Origin of the sequence: Cellulomonas sp. Root137 (assembly GCF_001426725.1) — a bacterium.
In the GTDB taxonomy this organism is placed as follows: Bacteria; Actinomycetota; Actinomycetes; order Actinomycetales; family Cellulomonadaceae; genus Cellulomonas.
Genome location: NZ_LMFG01000003.1, coordinates 409,338 through 423,877, shown reverse-complemented (window position 1 = coordinate 423,877; position 14,540 = coordinate 409,338). Strand labels below are relative to the sequence as shown.

Genomic DNA, 14,540 nt, shown 5'->3' with positions numbered 1-14,540 from the left:
GTGCCTGCGCTGATCAACCCGAGCATCCTGTCCGCCGACTTCGCCAACCTCGAGCGTGATCTCCAGGCGATCGCGACGGCCGACTACGTGCACGTCGACGTCATGGACAACCACTTCGTGCCCAACCTGACGCTCGGCCTGCCCGTGGTGAGGCGGATCGCCGAGGTCGCCCCCGTGCCGCTCGACGTGCACCTGATGATCGAGGACGCCGACCGGTGGGCCCCCGAGTACGCCGCTGCGGGTGCCGCCTCGGTGACGTTCCACGCGGAGGCGACGCAGGCACCCGTGCGGCTGGCCCGCGAGCTGCGGTCCCGCGGGGTCCGGGCGGGCATCGCCCTGCGGCCGGCCTCACCTGTCGAGCCCTTGCTGGACCTGCTGCCGGAGTTCGACATGCTGCTCGTGATGACGGTCGAGCCGGGGTTCGGCGGGCAGTCCTTCATCGAGGGGATGCTCCCGAAGATCCGTCGTGCCCGCGCCGCGCTGGACGCGTCCGGGGGCGACACGTGGATCCAGGTCGACGGCGGGGTCGCCCGCGACACGATCGGCCGGATCGCGGACGCCGGTGCGAACGTGTTCGTCGCCGGCTCCGCGGTGTACGGCGCACCCGACGTCGCGGCCGAGATCGCGGCGCTCCGGTCCCTGGCGGGCGCGGGCGCCTGATCGGCGGGAATGCCTGGTGTGGCATGATCGTTGCCGCACTACGAACATATACACGTGCTCCGGGGTCGGTGTAATTCCGAGCCGGCGGTGACAGTCCGCGACCCGCACGGTCCGCAAGGATCGGGCGGTTGACCTGGTGGAACTCCAGGACCGACGGTGAAAGTCCGGATGGGAGGATCACGTGGCGGCGCGCTCGCGCCGTGGCTGCGGGACCCTTCCTGCCGCCCTCACCCCGGAGCCCCGCGCGTCCGGAGGTGAGCATGTCCAGCATCGAGACCGAGGTGCGCGCACCCTCCGAGGCGCACGCGATGCGCCGCGCCCTCGAGCTCGGTCGGCGCGGACCGGCCACCGGTCCGAACCCGCGAGTGGGCGCCGTCCTGCTGGACCCGTCCGGTGACGTCCTCGGCGAGGGCTGGCACCGGGGCGCCGGGACGCCGCACGCCGAGGTCGCCGCGCTGGCGGACGCGGCCGAGCGCGGCGCGGACGTGCGGGGTGCGACCGCCGTCGTCACGCTCGAGCCCTGCAACCACACCGGACGCACCGGGCCGTGCTCCGAGGCGCTCATCACCGCGGGCGTGGCCCGCGTGGTGGTGTCCGTGCCCGACCCGAACCCGGTCGCGGCAGGCGGTGCCGAGCGGCTGCGCGCCGCCGGGATCGACGTGGAGGCGGGCCTGCTCGCCGACGAGGGCCGTGAGCTCCTGGGCGCGTGGCTGCCCTCGGTCGAGCGTGGCCGCCCGTTCGTGACGCTCAAGCTCGCGACCTCCCTCGACGGACGGGTCGCCGCCGCCGACGGGTCGAGCCGCTGGATCACCTCCGAGGTCTCCCGGCACCACGCCCACGACCTGCGGGCCGAGGTCGACGCCATCGTGGTCGGCACGGGCACCGCACTCGTCGACGACCCCTCGCTGACGGCGCGCAACGCGGCGGGCGAGCTGCACGGGCACCAGCCGCTGCGCGTGGTCGTGGGACACCGCGAGATCCCCGTCGGTGCGCGGCTCCGCGGACCCGGCGGCGAGCTGGTCCAGGTGCGGACGCACGACCCGGCCGACGTCCTGGCGCTGCTCACCGAGCGTGAGGTCCGGCACGTGCTCGTCGAGGGCGGCCCCACGCTCGCCGCGGCGTTCCTGCAGGCCGGGCTCGTCGACGAGGTGCACGCCTACATCGCCCCGATCCTGCTCGGCTCCGGTCCGTCCGCCGTGACCGACCTGGGCGTCACCAGCATCGGCGACGCCGTCCGCCTGACCGCCCGATCCGTCCTTCCGCTCGGCCCCGACGTCTTCGTCGTCGCGACCGTCGACCCGCACAGCCCCACGGAGGAGCACTGATGTTCACCGGAATCGTCGAGGAGATCGGCACCGTCGAAGCGATCGAGCACGGACCAGACGGGTCCGACGCGCGCCTGCGCGTGCGCGGCCCGCTGGTGGTCTCCGACGCCCACCTGGGCGACTCGATCAGCGTCTCCGGTGTCTGTCTGACGGTCACCGAGCTCCCGGGTGACGGCACGTTCTTCGCGGACGTGATGCCGGAGACGCTGCGGCGCAGCGCCCTGGAGGACGTCGGCGTGTCCAGCCCGGTGAACCTCGAGCGCGCGCTGCCTGTCGGCGGGCGCTACGGCGGGCACGTCGTGCAGGGGCACGTCGACGGCGTCGGCACCATCCTGTCCCGGTCGCCCGGTCCCCGCTGGGACGACGTCGAGATCGGCCTCGCGCCCGAGCTCGCGCGGTACGTCGCCGAGAAGGGCTCCATCGCCGTCTCCGGCATCTCGCTCACCGTGACGCACGTGACCGACGAGTCGTTCGGCGTCTCCCTCATCCCCACCACGCTCGAGGCGACGACCCTCGGCACCCTGGCGCCCGGTGCGCGGGTCAACCTGGAGGTCGACGTGCTGGCCAAGTACACCGAACGGCTGCTCTCGACGGCGGGGATCCTGCGATGACGGCCCCCACGGGTGTGCGCCTCGGCACCGTCGAGGAGGCCCTGGAGGCGCTGCGAGCGGGCCGTCCGGTGCTCGTCGCCGACTCGCCCGACCGGGAGAACGAGGCCGACGTCATCCTGGCCGCGCAGTCGGCGACCCCCGAGTGGATCGCCTGGACCATCCGGCACTCGTCCGGCTACCTCTGCGCCCCGATGCCCGCGTCACGCGCGGACGCGCTCGACCTGCCGCTGATGGTCCCGCACAGCCAGGACCCCCGGCGGACCGCCTACACGGTGACCGTCGACGCGGCCACGGGCGTGACCACGGGCATCTCGGCCTCGGACCGCGCACGGACGCTCCGGGTGCTGGCAGACCCGGCGTCGGGGCGGGAGGACCTCATCCGGCCCGGTCACGTGCTGCCGCTGCGTGCGGTCCCCGGCGGGGTGCTGCACCGTGCCGGGCACACCGAGGCGGCCGTCGACCTGTGCCGGCTCGCCGACCTGGAACCCGTGGGCGCCATCGCGGAGCTGGTCAACGACGACGGGTCGATGACGCGTCTGCCGGTCGCGTCCGCGCTGGCGGAGGCCGAGGGGCTCGTGCTGCTGACCATCGAGGACATCGTCGCGTGGCGCACGCAGCACGGCGACGACGTGACCGCCGAGGTGGCCGTCGCAGCGCCGCCGAAGGAGCGCGTGCATGCGACGCACACCGCCTACCTGCCGACCAAGCACGGCGACTTCCGCATCCACGGCTACCGGGACCTGCGCACGGGCGCCGAGCACGTGGCCCTCGTCCCGACCGCCGGCCTGGCCGACGAGCCGGTGGTCCGCGTGCACTCCGAGTGCCTCACGGGGGACGCGTTCGGCTCGGCCCGCTGCGACTGCGGTCCGCAGCTCGACGCGGCCCTCGAGCTCGCCGCCGAGCAGGGTGGCGCCGTCATCTACCTGCGCGGGCACGAGGGCCGCGGCATCGGCCTGCTGGCCAAGGTCGCCGCCTACGCGCTGCAGGACCAGGGTCGCGACACGGTGGAGGCGAACCTCGACCTCGGGTGGCCGGCCGACCGGCGCGAGTACGGCGCCGCCGCGGCGATCCTCACCGACCTCGGCGTGCAGAAGGTCAGCCTGCTCACCAACAACCCCGCCAAGGTGGCGGGGCTGCGTGCGCACGGGATCGACGTCGCGGAGATCCGCAGCCTCGAGGTGGGGCGCACCCCGCAGAACGAGGCGTACCTGCGCACCAAGGCGACGTCGATGGGGCACCTGCTCCACCTGCCGCCCGGGACGGAGCGAGAGCCCATCGCGGTCTCGCCCGTGCACGCGACGCCGGCCACGCCCGGCGCCGACCACGAGGACCACGCGTTCGAGAGCCTGGAGGACCTGGCATGAGCGGTGCTGGAGCACCCACCCTGACCGTCGACGGGACCGGCCTGAAGGTCGTCGTCATCGCCGCCAGCTGGCACACCGTCGTCATGGACGGCCTGCTCGCGGGGGCGCAGCGCGCGCTGGCCGCGGCGCACGTCGAGGACGTGACGATCGTGCGCGTGCCCGGCACGTTCGAGCTGCCGGTCGCTGCGCAGGTGGCCGCCGCGGGCGGCGCCGACGCGGTCGTCGCGCTCGGCGTCGTGATCCGCGGCGGCACCCCGCACTTCGAGTACGTGTGCCAGGGAGCCACCCTCGGGCTCACGGACGTCGGCATCCGGACCGGCGTGCCCGTCGGGTTCGGCGTGCTCACCTGCGACAACGAGGAGCAGGCGCTCGACCGCGCCGGCCTCGAGGGGTCGCACGAGGACAAGGGCGCCGAGGCCGCGGAGGCCGCCGTCGCGACCGTGGTCGCCCTGCGCGCGCTTCGTCCGGTGACGTCTAGAGTGCCCGCGTGAAGACCTTCGACACCCTGTTCGCCGAGCTCTCGGAGAAGGCCGCCACCCGCCCCGCGGGGTCCGGCACGGTCGCGGAGCTGGACACCGGCGTGCACGGCATCGGCAAGAAGGTCGTCGAGGAGGCCGCCGAGGTCTGGATGGCCGCGGAGCACGAGTCGGACGAGCGGACGGCCGAGGAGATCTCGCAGCTCCTCTACCACCTGCAGGTGTTGATGATCGCGCGCGGGCTCACGCTCGCCGACGTCTACACCCACCTCTGAGGAGAACGACCGTGCTGAGGATCGCCGTCCCGAACAAGGGCTCCCTGTCGGAGCCCGCCGTCGAGATGCTCAAGGAGGCCGGGTACCGGCAGCGTCGCGACTCCCGCGAGCTCGTGCTGCCCGACCCGGACAACGACGTCGAGTTCTTCTTCCTGCGCCCCCGGGACATCGCCGTGTACGTCGGCGCGGGCACCGTCGACGTCGGCATCACCGGCCGGGACCTCATGCTCGACTCCGAGTCCGAGGCCGTCGAGCACCTGCCGCTCGGGTTCGCGCGCTCCACGTTCCGGTTCGCCGGCACCGCGGGGGAGTGGACCGACGTCGCGCAGGTCGGCGGACGCCGGGTCGCGACGTCGTACCCCGTGCTGGTCCGCTCGTACCTGTGGTCGCTCGGCATCGAGCCGGCGGGCGTGGTCCGGTTGGACGGAGCGGTGGAGTCCGCGATCAAGCTGGGCGTCGCCGACGTGATCGCCGACGTCGTCGAGACGGGCACCACCCTGCGCGCCGCGGGGCTGGAGATCTTCGCCGACCCGATCCTGCGCTCCGAGGCCGTGCTGGTGCGCCGCGCGGACGTCGACGAGCCCGCCGGTCTCGACGTGCTGACCCGTCGGATCCAGGGCGTGCTCACCGCGCGCGAGTACGTGCTCATGGACTACGACGTGCCGCTCGCGCTGGTCGACCGGGCTGTCGCGATCACCCCCGGTCTGGAGTCGCCGACCGTGTCACCGCTGCACAACCGCGACTGGGCGGCCGTGCGGGCGATGGTCCGGCGCGACCAGACCAACCGGGTCATGGACTCGCTGTACGACATCGGTGCGCGCGCGATCCTCGTGACGTCGATCCACGCGTGCCGGCTCTGAGCGGTGAGCGAGGGCCGGTCGTGGACGACCTGACTGCCCCCTTCCGGCCCCGGTTCGCGCGGGTGGTCACCCTCGCCCTGGCCGTCCTCGTCATCGTGCTCACCGTCGCGATCATGCTGGCCATGTCCGTGCTCTCCACCGGCGACCGCATCGGGTTCGCCCTCGTCGGCGGGCTCATCGTGTGGTTCCTCTGGCGGCAGGCGTCGGTGGTCGCGCGGGTCTCCGACGACGGGCTGGTGGTCCGGAACCTCGTGTTCACGCGGCGGCTCGAGTGGGCGGAGATCGTCTCGGTGCGCTTCGGGTCGGGTCGGCCGTGGGTCCAGCTCGACCTGTCCGACGGGGACACGCTCGCCGTGATGGGGATCCAGCGGGCGGACGGTGCGTTCGCCGACGCGGAGGCCCGTCGGCTGGCCACCCTGGTGGCGACGCACACCGCGACCGCCCGGGACGACTGATCCGACCGGTCAGAGGCCGGCGGCGTACACGCCAGCCGCTGCGGCGGCGATGAACGCCGCGGGGTCCTGGTCGAGCGAGCGTCCCATGGTCGACAGCCGCACCGGGGTGGCCGCGAGCGCCGCGAGCAGCCCGGCGTCCACCGGCACCTCGACCAGCCGGTGCCGCTCGGCCAGGGGCGCAGCCTGCGCCCGGACCCGAGCTCCGAGCTCGCCCTCGAGCAGCGGCACGACGACGTCCGCCGACGCGAGCGCCACCCGGCCGTAGGCCGTCAGGGAGTGGTGGGACACGCCGAGATGCCGCTCGCGCTGGTCGGCGCCGGACACCCGCAGCGACGCCACAGGCCTGCCGCCGAGCGTGGCCGCGGCATTGACCGCCTCACCTGCGGCCACCCCGGAGAACCCCCAGCGCGTGCCTGTCCCGAGGTTGCCCGGACCCTGCGCCACGACCACGAGGTCGGCACTGACGACGTGCCGGGCCGCGAGCAGCCCCGTGTGCACGGTGACCGCCTCCAGGTCGCCGCCGAACGACTGCCCGGTGGTCACGCACGCCTCGATCCAGCCGGCGGACCGCAGCCCGGCCACCGTCCGGGAGAACCAGGCGGGCAGCGCGCCGCCGTCGGTCATCACATAGGCGACCCGCGGGGGCCGACGCCCGTGGCTCTCGGCAGCGAACCGCGCACCCGCGACGATCGCGGGGAGCGCCGAGTGCAGGTCCGCGACGACCACCGGGAGGCCGTCGAGGTCGTCGGCGTCGCGCAGGACCTCGTGGTGCGGGGACTCCTGGTCGTCGACCCCGAGCACCATGGCCTGCAGCGGCGTGTAGCGGGCCTTCACCAGGTGCCCCGGTCCCGCGGGTGGGTCGGCGGGTGTGCGGTCGGGCAGGGCGATGACGAGGGCGTACCCGCCGGTGCCCAGCCCGCGGGCCAGCGCCGAGACGTTGAGCAGCACGCGGTCACCGATCTCCGGGCTGCCGACCAGCGAGGGGAAGGCCAGCGCACGGACCGTGTCCCCGGCCGTCGCCGTGCCCACCGGGGCCTCCAGCTCGACCGTCACCTCGGCGGCGCCGGGCCACGTGGCCCCGAGCGACACCACGACACCCGCACGCCACGTGATCACCCGCCCACGCTACCGGCCACTACGGTGGTGCCCGATGGCCGCTCAGATCGCCCCCGCCGAGCGCCTGCTCAACCTCGTCATCGCCCTGGTCAACACCGCGGGCCGGATGACGAAGGAGCAGGTGCGCACCAGCGTCGCCGGATACCAGGAGGCCCCGTCCGACGACGCCTTCGAGCGGATGTTCGAGCGCGACAAGGACACCCTGCGCGACCTCGGCATCCCGATCCTCACGGTCACCGACGCCGGACACGGCGACGACATCGGCTACCGCGTGGACCTGGACGCCTACGCGCTGCCGCCCCTGGACCTCACGGCCGCCGAGCTGGGCGTGCTCGCGATGGCCGCCCAGGTGTGGCAGGACCAGGCGGTCCGCGCGGACACCACCCGCGCTCTGACCAAGCTGCGCGCGGTCGGTGAGGCACCGGAGTCCGGTGACCTGGTCGCCGGGCTCGCTCCGCGCGTGCGGGCCGGGGGTGGCGCGTTCGGCCCGCTGGTCGACGCCGTGCAGGCGCGCCAGGCGGTCCGGTTCACCTACCGCGCCGCCACCACCGGCGAGGTCCGCGAACGCTCCGTCGAGCCGTGGAAGCTGCTCGCGCGCCGCGGCGGGTGGGTGCTCGTCGCCCGGGACCGCGACCGCGGGGCCAGCCGCTCGTTCCGCCTGAGCCGGATCGAGGGGGCGGTGCGGACCGTCGGCGAGCCCGGCGCGTTCCAGCCGCCGAGCGCCGAGGAGCTCGCGCACGCCCTGGAGACGTGGGGGAGCGGTCCCGAGCGGATCGCGACCCTGGCGATCCTGCCCGAGCGCGCGAGCGCTCCCCGAGCCCGTGCCGTCCCCGCACCGGCGGACGGCCCGGACTGGTCCGCGGATCCCGCACTCGCGCACCGCGATCTCGTGCACGTCCCGTTCCGCGCCGAGTGGGAGCTCGCCGAGGAGCTGGTCGGGTACGGCGACGCCGTCGTCGTGCTCGCTCCGGCAGGTCTGCGCAGCTCGGTCCTGCACCTGCTGCGCACGGCCGCCACTCTCGACGAGGGGGTGGCGTTCGATGGCTGAGCGCGCCAGCGACCGGCTCCTGCGGATGCTCGGCATGATCACGTACCTGGACCGCCACGAGGGCGTCCCGGTCGACGCGATCGCTGAGCAGTTCGGGGTGACGACCCGGCAGGTGATGGACGACATCGACACCCTGTGGGTGACCGGCACGCCCGGCTACTACCCGCACGACCTCATCGACTTCGACGCCGCGTCCTACGAGCAGGGTGTCGTCCGGCTGACCGAGTCGCGCGGGATGACCCGGCCTTTGCGGCTGGGCGCCCGGGAGGCGGTGGCCCTGGTCGCGGCGCTGCGCGCCCTGGACGCCGCGCTCGGCTCGGCGCTGGAGCCCGAGCAGGCCGCGGTGCTCCGGTCCGCCCTGGCGAAGCTCACCGCGGCTACGGGTGACGCCGCCGCTGCCGTGGACGTGCAGCTCTCGGTCGACGCCGCCCCCGACGTCGCCGCCGCGGTCGCGACCGCGCTGCGCCACGGCCGTCGGCTCCACCTGCGGTACGTGAACGCGTCCGACGTCAGCACGGAACGCGACGTCGACCCGATCCGGCTGGTCACCGACGACGAGCGCTCCTACCTGCTGGGCTGGTGCCTGCTGGTCGACGGCGAGCGACTGTTCCGGATCGACCGTGTGCTGGCCGCCGAGGTGCTCGACACCGACGCGGAGGACCACCAGGTGCGGCCCGGCGCCGAGGTCTTCTCGCCGGGGACGGACGGCGAGCTGGTCACCCTCCACCTGACGAGCCAGGCCCGCTGGGTGGCGGAAACGATCCCGGTGGACGCGGTCCGCAACCTGGACGACGGGTCGTTCGAGGTGGACCTGCGCGTGGTCCAGCACGCCTGGCTGCGCCACCTGGTGCTCCAGGTGGCCGACGACGTGCTCGAGGTGCGCCCGGCGCGCATCGCGCAGGAGGTCGCCGCGTCCGCGCGTGCCGCCCTGCGCGCCTACGGGGAGGTGGGCTGACGTGCTCTGGTTCACGGTCTGGACGGTGCTCGTCCTGGCGACCCTCGGTGGCGCGTTCCTGCTCGGCCGCCGCCTGTGGCGGTCGGCGGTCGCGCTCGGACGCGAGCTGTCGCGCGCGGCCGAGGTCGCCGCGCAGCTGGCCGACCGCGTCGACGAGCTGCGGGCCGCCGCGGGGACGCGGGAGACCGGTCCGACGCTGTTCGCCGATCGGGACCTGCTCCGTGCCCGGCTCGCCGAGGTGCGTGCCGGCGCAGCAGGCCGGAAGGTGGAGCGCGAGGAGCGACGCGCGGCGACGCGGCTGCGGTGGCGCGCGTACTGGACGTGAGCCGTCTGCGCCCGATCCCCAGGTGACACGGGTAGGATCACCCGGTCATCGACATCCGACGGAGGACTCGACGTGTTCCGAAACATCAGCGCCTGGCACGTGATCATCGTGCTGCTCGTGGTCGTCTTGCTGTTCGGCGCGAAGCGGCTGCCCGACCTGGCCAAGAGCGTGGGCCAGTCGATGAAGATCTTCAAGAACGAGGTCAAGGACCTGCGCAACGACGAGACGCCGGCCACGCCCAGCGCGCCCGTGCCGCCCGCCGGCGTGACGCCCGTCGGCGCGCCCCCCGTGGTGCCCCCGGTCGTCGAGTCCAAGTACGTCACCCCGGTCCGGCCCGTCGAGGAGCCGTCCGAGGGTCACGCGCCGCCGAAGGTCTGAACCGCACGTGAACGCTCGCCGCGGGGGTGAACCCGGCGGCCGGATGCCGCTGCGAGCACATCTGGTCGAGCTGCGCCGCCGTGTCTTCCTCGCCGCCCTCGGCGTCGTGGTGGGCGCGGTGATCGGCTGGTTCCTCTACGACCCCGTCTTCACCGCCCTCCAGCAGCCGATCGTGCGTGTCGCCGAGGAGCGCGACAGCCTCATCGCGCTCAACTTCTCGGGGATCGCCACGTCGTTCGACATGCGCGTCAAGGTGTCGTTCTTCCTGGGCGTGATCCTGTCCAGCCCCTGGTGGCTGTACCAGTTCTGGGCCTTCGTGACGCCCGGTCTGACGCGCAAGGAGCGGGGCTACGCGTTCGGCTTCGTCGGCGTGGCGGTGCCGCTGTTCCTCGCCGGCGCCTTCATGGCGTGGTGGGTGCTCCCCAACGCGGTGCGGCTGCTGACCGAGTTCACGCCGACGGGCGCCACCAACCTCATCGACGCGCAGACGTACCTCGGCTTCGTCATGCGGATCATGCTCGCGTTCGGGATCGCCTTCCTGCTGCCCGTCGTCATGGTCGCGCTGAACTTCGCGGGGATCGGCACCGCGGCCACCTGGCGCAAGAGCTGGCGGTGGGCGGTGCTGCTCTCGTTCGTGTTCGCCGCGATCGTCACCCCGACGCCCGACGCGATCACCATGCTCGCCGTCGCCATCCCGATGAGTGCCCTGTACTTCCTGGCGCTCGGCGTGTGCGTGCTGCACGACCGCCGCGTGGACCGGCAGCGCGTGGCCGCGGGCCTGCCGCGCCTCGACGGGACGATGGCCGACGAGCCGGGCACGGCGTGATCCACGTCGGCCTCGTCATCAACCCGACCGCGGGCCGGGGACGCGGCACGCAGGCCGGCCGCCGGGCGCACGAGATCCTGCGGTCGCGCGGGCACAAGGTGGAGGACCTGTCCGCCTCGACGCTGGCTCGGGCGACGGACCGGGCTCGTGCGGCCGCCGTGCAGGGCCTGGACGCGCTCGTCGTGGTCGGTGGCGACGGGATGGTGCACCTCGGAGCGAACGTCGTGGCGGGCACCGGGCTCCCGCTCGGCATCGTGGCGGCCGGCACGGGCAACGACGTCGCCCGGTCCCTGGACCTCCCGCGCGGGGACGTCGAGGCCTCCGTGGAGGCGATCGAGCACGGTCTGCTGGACGGGCCGCGCCGGGTCGACGCGGTGCGCGTCGGGTCTCCCGAGCACGCGGCGCACGAGTGGTACCTCGGGGTGCTCTCCTGCGGCTTCGACGCCGCGATCAACGCGCGGGCAAACGAGATGACCTGGCCCAAGGGCTCGGCCCGCTACGTGCGTGCTCTGGGGGCCGAGCTCGGCCGGTTCCGGCCCTACGGGTACCGCGTCACGCTCGACGACCGGGTCTGGGAGTCCGCGGGCACCCTGGTCGCCGTCGCCAACACGCCGTGGTTCGGGGGTGGGTTCAAGATCGCCCCCGACGCCGCGGTCGACGACGGGCTGCTCGACGTCGTGGTCGCCGGCCCGTTCACCCGGACCGGAGTGCTGAAGATCTTCCCGGGCATCCCGCAGGGCAAGCACGTGACGCACCCCGCGGTGGACGTCTACCGGAGCAGGTCCGTCCTCATCGAGCCGCTGACCGAGCTCGGGCCGACGCCGCCGGTCGCGTTCGCGGACGGCGAGCGCATCGGCCCGCTGCCCCTGCGGGTGACGGTCGACCCCGGGGCGTTGTCGATCCTCTGCTGAGCGCGCGCCGCGCGTCCGCCCAGGGCCGGTGTGCCTAGGGTGTGCAGGTGGTGCCCCGATCCCGCAGATCCGCCTCGTCGTCCCCGTCCCCGGACCAGAGCACGCCCGACGCAGAGCCGTCGCCGGCCGAGCGGTACGCGGCCGCGAAGCGACGGGCCGAGGTCGACCGCAGCGAGCTGGGCCAGTTCCGTGAGCTGCTCGGCTTCCCCCTCGACGACTTCCAGGTCGAGGCGTGCCAGGCGCTGGAGCGGGGGAGCGGGGTGCTCGTCGCCGCCCCCACCGGAGCCGGCAAGACCGTCGTCGGCGAGTTCGCGGTGCACCTCGCGCTCGCGTCCGGGCGCAAGGCGTTCTACACGACGCCCATCAAGGCCCTCTCCAACCAGAAGTACGGCGATCTGGTCCGACGCTACGGAGCCGACCGCGTCGGCCTGCTGACCGGCGACACCACCATCAACGGCGACGCACCCGTCGTGGTGATGACCACCGAGGTCCTGCGCAACATGCTGTACGCGGGGTCGAGCACCCTGCAGGGGCTCGGCTTCGTCGTGATGGACGAGGTGCACTACCTCGCGGACCGGTTCCGGGGCCCCGTGTGGGAGGAGGTGATCATCCACCTCACCGACGACGTGCAGCTGGTCTCCTTGTCCGCGACCGTGTCCAACGCGGAGGAGTTCGGGGACTGGCTGGCCACCGTCCGCGGGGACACCACGGTGGTGGTGAGCGAGCACCGACCCGTCCCGCTCGGCCAGCACGTGCTGGTACGCGGCGACCTGCTCGACCTGTACGCCGGCCACCTGGACCCCACCGCGCCGGGCGTCGACCCGCCGATCAACCCCGACCTCACGCACCTGCTGCGGCGCAGCAACCGGGAGGAGCCAGGGCAGCCGCGCCGCGGACCGCGGGACCGGGGTGGCCGTCCGCGTCCCGGCGGAGGACGACCCGGTGGCGGTCGCCCGACCCCCCGGTTCGCGGTCGTCGACGCGCTCGACCGGGACGGTCTGCTGCCGGCCATCGTGTTCATCTTCTCCCGCGCCGGGTGCCAGGGCGCCGTCCAGCAGTGCCTGGCGGCGGGCGTTCGGCTGACCAGTCCCGCCGAGGTCTCCGAGATCCGCCGCATCGTGGAGGAGCGCTGCGCCGCGGTCCCCCCGGAGGACCTCGACGTGCTCGGCTACTGGGAGTTCAGCGACGCCCTGCAGCGGGGGGTCGCCGCGCACCATGCCGGGATGCTCCCGCTGTTCAAGGAGACCGTCGAGGACCTCTTCTCGCGCGGCCTGGTCAAGGTCGTGTTCGCCACGGAGACGCTCGCGCTGGGCATCAACATGCCCGCGCGCTCGGTGGTGATGGAGAAGCTGGTCAAGTGGGACGGGTCGAGCCACGTCGACGTCACGCCGGGGGAGTACACCCAGCTGACCGGGCGCGCGGGCCGGCGCGGGATCGACACGGAGGGTCACGCGGTCGTCGTGGCGCATCCCGGGCTCGACCCCGTGCAGCTGGCGGGCCTGGCGTCCAAGCGCCTGTACCCGCTGCGCTCGAGCTTCCGACCGACCTACAACATGGCGGTCAACCTCGTCGCGCAGGTGGGTCGGGACAGGGCGCGTGAGGTCCTCGAGACGTCCTTCGCGCAGTTCCAGGCCGATCGGGGCGTGGTGGGCCTCGCGCGGCAGGCACAGGGGCACGCAGAGGCCTTGGAGGGGTACGCCAAGGCGATGGAGTGCCACCTCGGCGACTTCCCGGAGTACGCCGCCCTGCGCCGCACGATCGCCGCTCGCGAGAAGGACCTGACCCGGGCCGAGGCACAGGCGCGGCGTGCCGAGGTGGCCCGCACGCTCGAAGGGCTGCGCGTCGGTGACGTCATCGAGATCCCCGTCGGCCGCCGGTCCGGGCACGCCGTCGTCATCGACCCCGGTGGTGACGCCGGGTTCGACGGTCCTCGTCCCACCGTGCTGACGATCGACCGCCAGGTGCGCAAGCTCACCGTGGCCGACGTCGGGACCGGGGTGCGCACGGTGGGCTTCCTGCGCGTGCCCAAGGGCTTCACCGCGCGCGTGCCGGCGGCCCGTCGGGACCTGGCGGCCGCGCTGCGGTCGTCGGTGGGCACCAGCACCGGACCCACCCGCAAGGACCGTCCCAAGGGCGGCCAGCGCGCGGCCGCGGACGACGCCGAGATCGCGGCCCTGCGGCGCAGGCTGCGCGCGCACCCGTGCCACAGCTGTCCCGACCGCGAGGAGCACGCCCGTTGGGCCGAGCGCTGGGCGCGCCTGGCGGGGGAGCACGACGCCCTCGTCGCCCGGATCGCGGGCCGCACCGGCTCGATCGCCGCGGTCTTCGACCGCATCTGCGACATCCTGCTGCGCCTCGGCTACCTGGAGCGGACCACCGACGACGCCGGCCGCAGCGCCCTGCAGGTCACGGACGACGGACGGTGGCTGCGCCGGATCTACGCCGAGAACGACCTCCTGCTCGCCGAGTGCCTGCGCCGCGGCATCTTCGACGAGCTCGACGCCCCCGGCCTGGCCGCGGCCGTGTCCACGCTCGTCTACCGGTCACGCCGCGACGACCAGGGCGAGCCGCGGATCCCCGGCGGTCCGGGCAGCCGGCTCGGGGTGGCGCTCGACGCGTGCGTGCGCGCGTGGTCGGAGCTGGACGACCTGGAGACGGCGCACAAGGTGGAGACCATCCAGCCGCTCGACGCGGGGCTGGTCGAGGCCGTGCACCGCTGGGCGGCCGGTCGCAGCCTGGACGCGGTCCTCAAGGGCAGCGAGCTGTCCGCGGGCGACTTCGTGCGGTGGTGCAAGCAGGTCATCGACGTGCTCGACCAGGTGTCCCAGGCGGCGCCGCACCAGCGCCTGCGGGACACCGCCCGCAAGGCGGTCGACGCCCTCCGGCACGGGGTGGTGGCGTACTCGTCGGTGTGACGTGACGCCCGTGACGGACCCCGGGGACGGGTTCGCCCTG

At 73.8% G+C, this 14,540-nt stretch carries 16 protein-coding genes and 1 riboswitch; of the genes, 15 read left to right on the top strand and 1 reads right to left on the bottom strand.

Going from position 1 to position 14,540, the window contains the following annotated elements; genetic code table 11:
* From rpe to ASD18_RS17025, 8 genes are all read left to right on the top strand, one after another.
* Positions 1-660, top strand: a complete 660-nt coding sequence (rpe, locus tag ASD18_RS17060; RefSeq protein WP_056094890.1) for a ribulose-phosphate 3-epimerase — start codon at positions 1-3, stop codon at positions 658-660.
* Between the two features lie 51 nt (positions 661-711).
* Positions 712-844, top strand: a riboswitch (FMN riboswitch).
* Between the two features lie 76 nt (positions 845-920).
* Entirely contained in the window at positions 921-1,985 is a 1,065-nt protein-coding gene (gene ribD, locus ASD18_RS17055) for a bifunctional diaminohydroxyphosphoribosylaminopyrimidine deaminase/5-amino-6-(5-phosphoribosylamino)uracil reductase RibD (RefSeq protein ID WP_056094888.1), read from the top strand.
* Complete coding sequence (locus ASD18_RS17050; protein WP_056094884.1) at positions 1,985-2,596, top strand: riboflavin synthase; 612 nt, start codon at positions 1,985-1,987, stop codon at positions 2,594-2,596. The genes ribD and ASD18_RS17050 overlap by 1 nt, the downstream gene beginning before the upstream one ends.
* The gene (locus tag ASD18_RS17045) at positions 2,593-3,960 is read left to right on the top strand and encodes a bifunctional 3,4-dihydroxy-2-butanone-4-phosphate synthase/GTP cyclohydrolase II (RefSeq protein WP_056094881.1); all 1,368 of its coding nucleotides are present in this window, start codon (positions 2,593-2,595) and stop codon (positions 3,958-3,960) included. Before ASD18_RS17050 ends, ASD18_RS17045 begins: the two co-directional genes overlap by 4 nt.
* Positions 3,957-4,451: a 6,7-dimethyl-8-ribityllumazine synthase gene (gene ribH, locus ASD18_RS17040; protein ID WP_056094878.1), complete on the top strand. Its 495-nt coding sequence runs from the start codon at positions 3,957-3,959 to the stop codon at positions 4,449-4,451. The genes ASD18_RS17045 and ribH overlap by 4 nt, the downstream gene beginning before the upstream one ends.
* Positions 4,448-4,711: a phosphoribosyl-ATP diphosphatase gene (locus tag ASD18_RS17035; RefSeq protein ID WP_056094875.1), complete on the top strand. Its 264-nt coding sequence runs from the start codon at positions 4,448-4,450 to the stop codon at positions 4,709-4,711. The genes ribH and ASD18_RS17035 overlap by 4 nt, the downstream gene beginning before the upstream one ends.
* An 11-nt stretch (positions 4,712-4,722) precedes the next feature.
* A complete protein-coding gene (gene hisG / locus ASD18_RS17030; RefSeq protein ID WP_056094870.1) occupies positions 4,723-5,571 on the top strand; it encodes an ATP phosphoribosyltransferase in 849 nt (282 codons plus the stop codon).
* A gap of 20 nt (positions 5,572-5,591) precedes the next feature.
* On the top strand, positions 5,592-6,026 hold the full coding sequence (locus tag ASD18_RS17025) for a PH domain-containing protein (protein WP_056095277.1): 435 nt from the start codon (positions 5,592-5,594) through the stop codon (positions 6,024-6,026).
* Between the two features lie 9 nt (positions 6,027-6,035).
* Here the strand turns inward: ASD18_RS17025 and ASD18_RS17020 are convergent, their stop codons facing one another.
* Complete coding sequence (locus ASD18_RS17020) at positions 6,036-7,142, bottom strand: DUF3866 family protein (RefSeq protein ID WP_056094867.1); 1,107 nt, start codon at positions 7,140-7,142, stop codon at positions 6,036-6,038.
* 34 nt (positions 7,143-7,176) lie between these two features.
* Between ASD18_RS17020 and ASD18_RS17015 the strand changes: the two genes are divergently transcribed.
* From ASD18_RS17015 to ASD18_RS16985, 7 genes are all read left to right on the top strand, one after another.
* Positions 7,177-8,190 carry a YafY family protein gene (locus ASD18_RS17015; protein ID WP_056094864.1) on the top strand — a complete coding sequence of 338 codons (1,014 nt, stop codon included), beginning with the start codon at positions 7,177-7,179 and terminating at the stop codon, positions 8,188-8,190.
* Positions 8,183-9,145 carry a YafY family protein gene (locus ASD18_RS17010; protein ID WP_056094862.1) on the top strand — a complete coding sequence of 321 codons (963 nt, stop codon included), beginning with the start codon at positions 8,183-8,185 and terminating at the stop codon, positions 9,143-9,145. The genes ASD18_RS17015 and ASD18_RS17010 overlap by 8 nt, the downstream gene beginning before the upstream one ends.
* 1 nt (position 9,146) lies before the next feature.
* Entirely contained in the window at positions 9,147-9,470 is a 324-nt protein-coding gene (locus ASD18_RS17005) for a hypothetical protein (protein WP_056094859.1), read from the top strand.
* 72 nt (positions 9,471-9,542) lie between these two features.
* Positions 9,543-9,848, top strand: coding sequence for a Sec-independent protein translocase subunit TatA (gene tatA, locus ASD18_RS17000; protein ID WP_056094857.1), 306 nt, complete (start codon positions 9,543-9,545; stop codon positions 9,846-9,848).
* A 43-nt stretch (positions 9,849-9,891) separates the two neighbouring features.
* Entirely contained in the window at positions 9,892-10,674 is a 783-nt protein-coding gene (tatC, locus tag ASD18_RS16995; RefSeq protein WP_056094854.1) for a twin-arginine translocase subunit TatC, read from the top strand.
* Positions 10,671-11,585 (top strand): diacylglycerol kinase family protein, encoded by a 915-nt coding sequence (locus ASD18_RS16990; RefSeq protein WP_056094851.1) that lies wholly within the window; start codon positions 10,671-10,673, stop codon positions 11,583-11,585. Before tatC ends, ASD18_RS16990 begins: the two co-directional genes overlap by 4 nt.
* A gap of 47 nt (positions 11,586-11,632) precedes the next feature.
* Positions 11,633-14,500 carry an RNA helicase gene (locus tag ASD18_RS16985; RefSeq protein WP_156388058.1) on the top strand — a complete coding sequence of 956 codons (2,868 nt, stop codon included), beginning with the start codon at positions 11,633-11,635 and terminating at the stop codon, positions 14,498-14,500.
* The last annotated feature ends 40 nt before the right edge of the window (positions 14,501-14,540 follow it).

Excerpts from the sequence above, each read along its gene's own strand:
- ribH (WP_056094878.1), top strand. The coding sequence starts at position 3,957 with ATGAGCGGTGCTGGAGCACCCACCCTGACCGTCGACGGGACCGGCCTG.
- ASD18_RS17045 (WP_056094881.1), top strand. The coding sequence starts at position 2,593 with ATGACGGCCCCCACGGGTGTGCGCCTCGGCACCGTCGAGGAGGCCCTG.
- tatC (WP_056094854.1), top strand. The coding sequence starts at position 9,892 with ATGCCGCTGCGAGCACATCTGGTCGAGCTGCGCCGCCGTGTCTTCCTC.
- ribD (WP_056094888.1), top strand. The coding sequence starts at position 921 with ATGTCCAGCATCGAGACCGAGGTGCGCGCACCCTCCGAGGCGCACGCG.
- ASD18_RS17050 (WP_056094884.1), top strand. The coding sequence starts at position 1,985 with ATGTTCACCGGAATCGTCGAGGAGATCGGCACCGTCGAAGCGATCGAG.
- ASD18_RS17010 (WP_056094862.1), top strand. The coding sequence starts at position 8,183 with ATGGCTGAGCGCGCCAGCGACCGGCTCCTGCGGATGCTCGGCATGATC.
- ASD18_RS17015 (WP_056094864.1), top strand. The coding sequence starts at position 7,177 with ATGGCCGCTCAGATCGCCCCCGCCGAGCGCCTGCTCAACCTCGTCATC.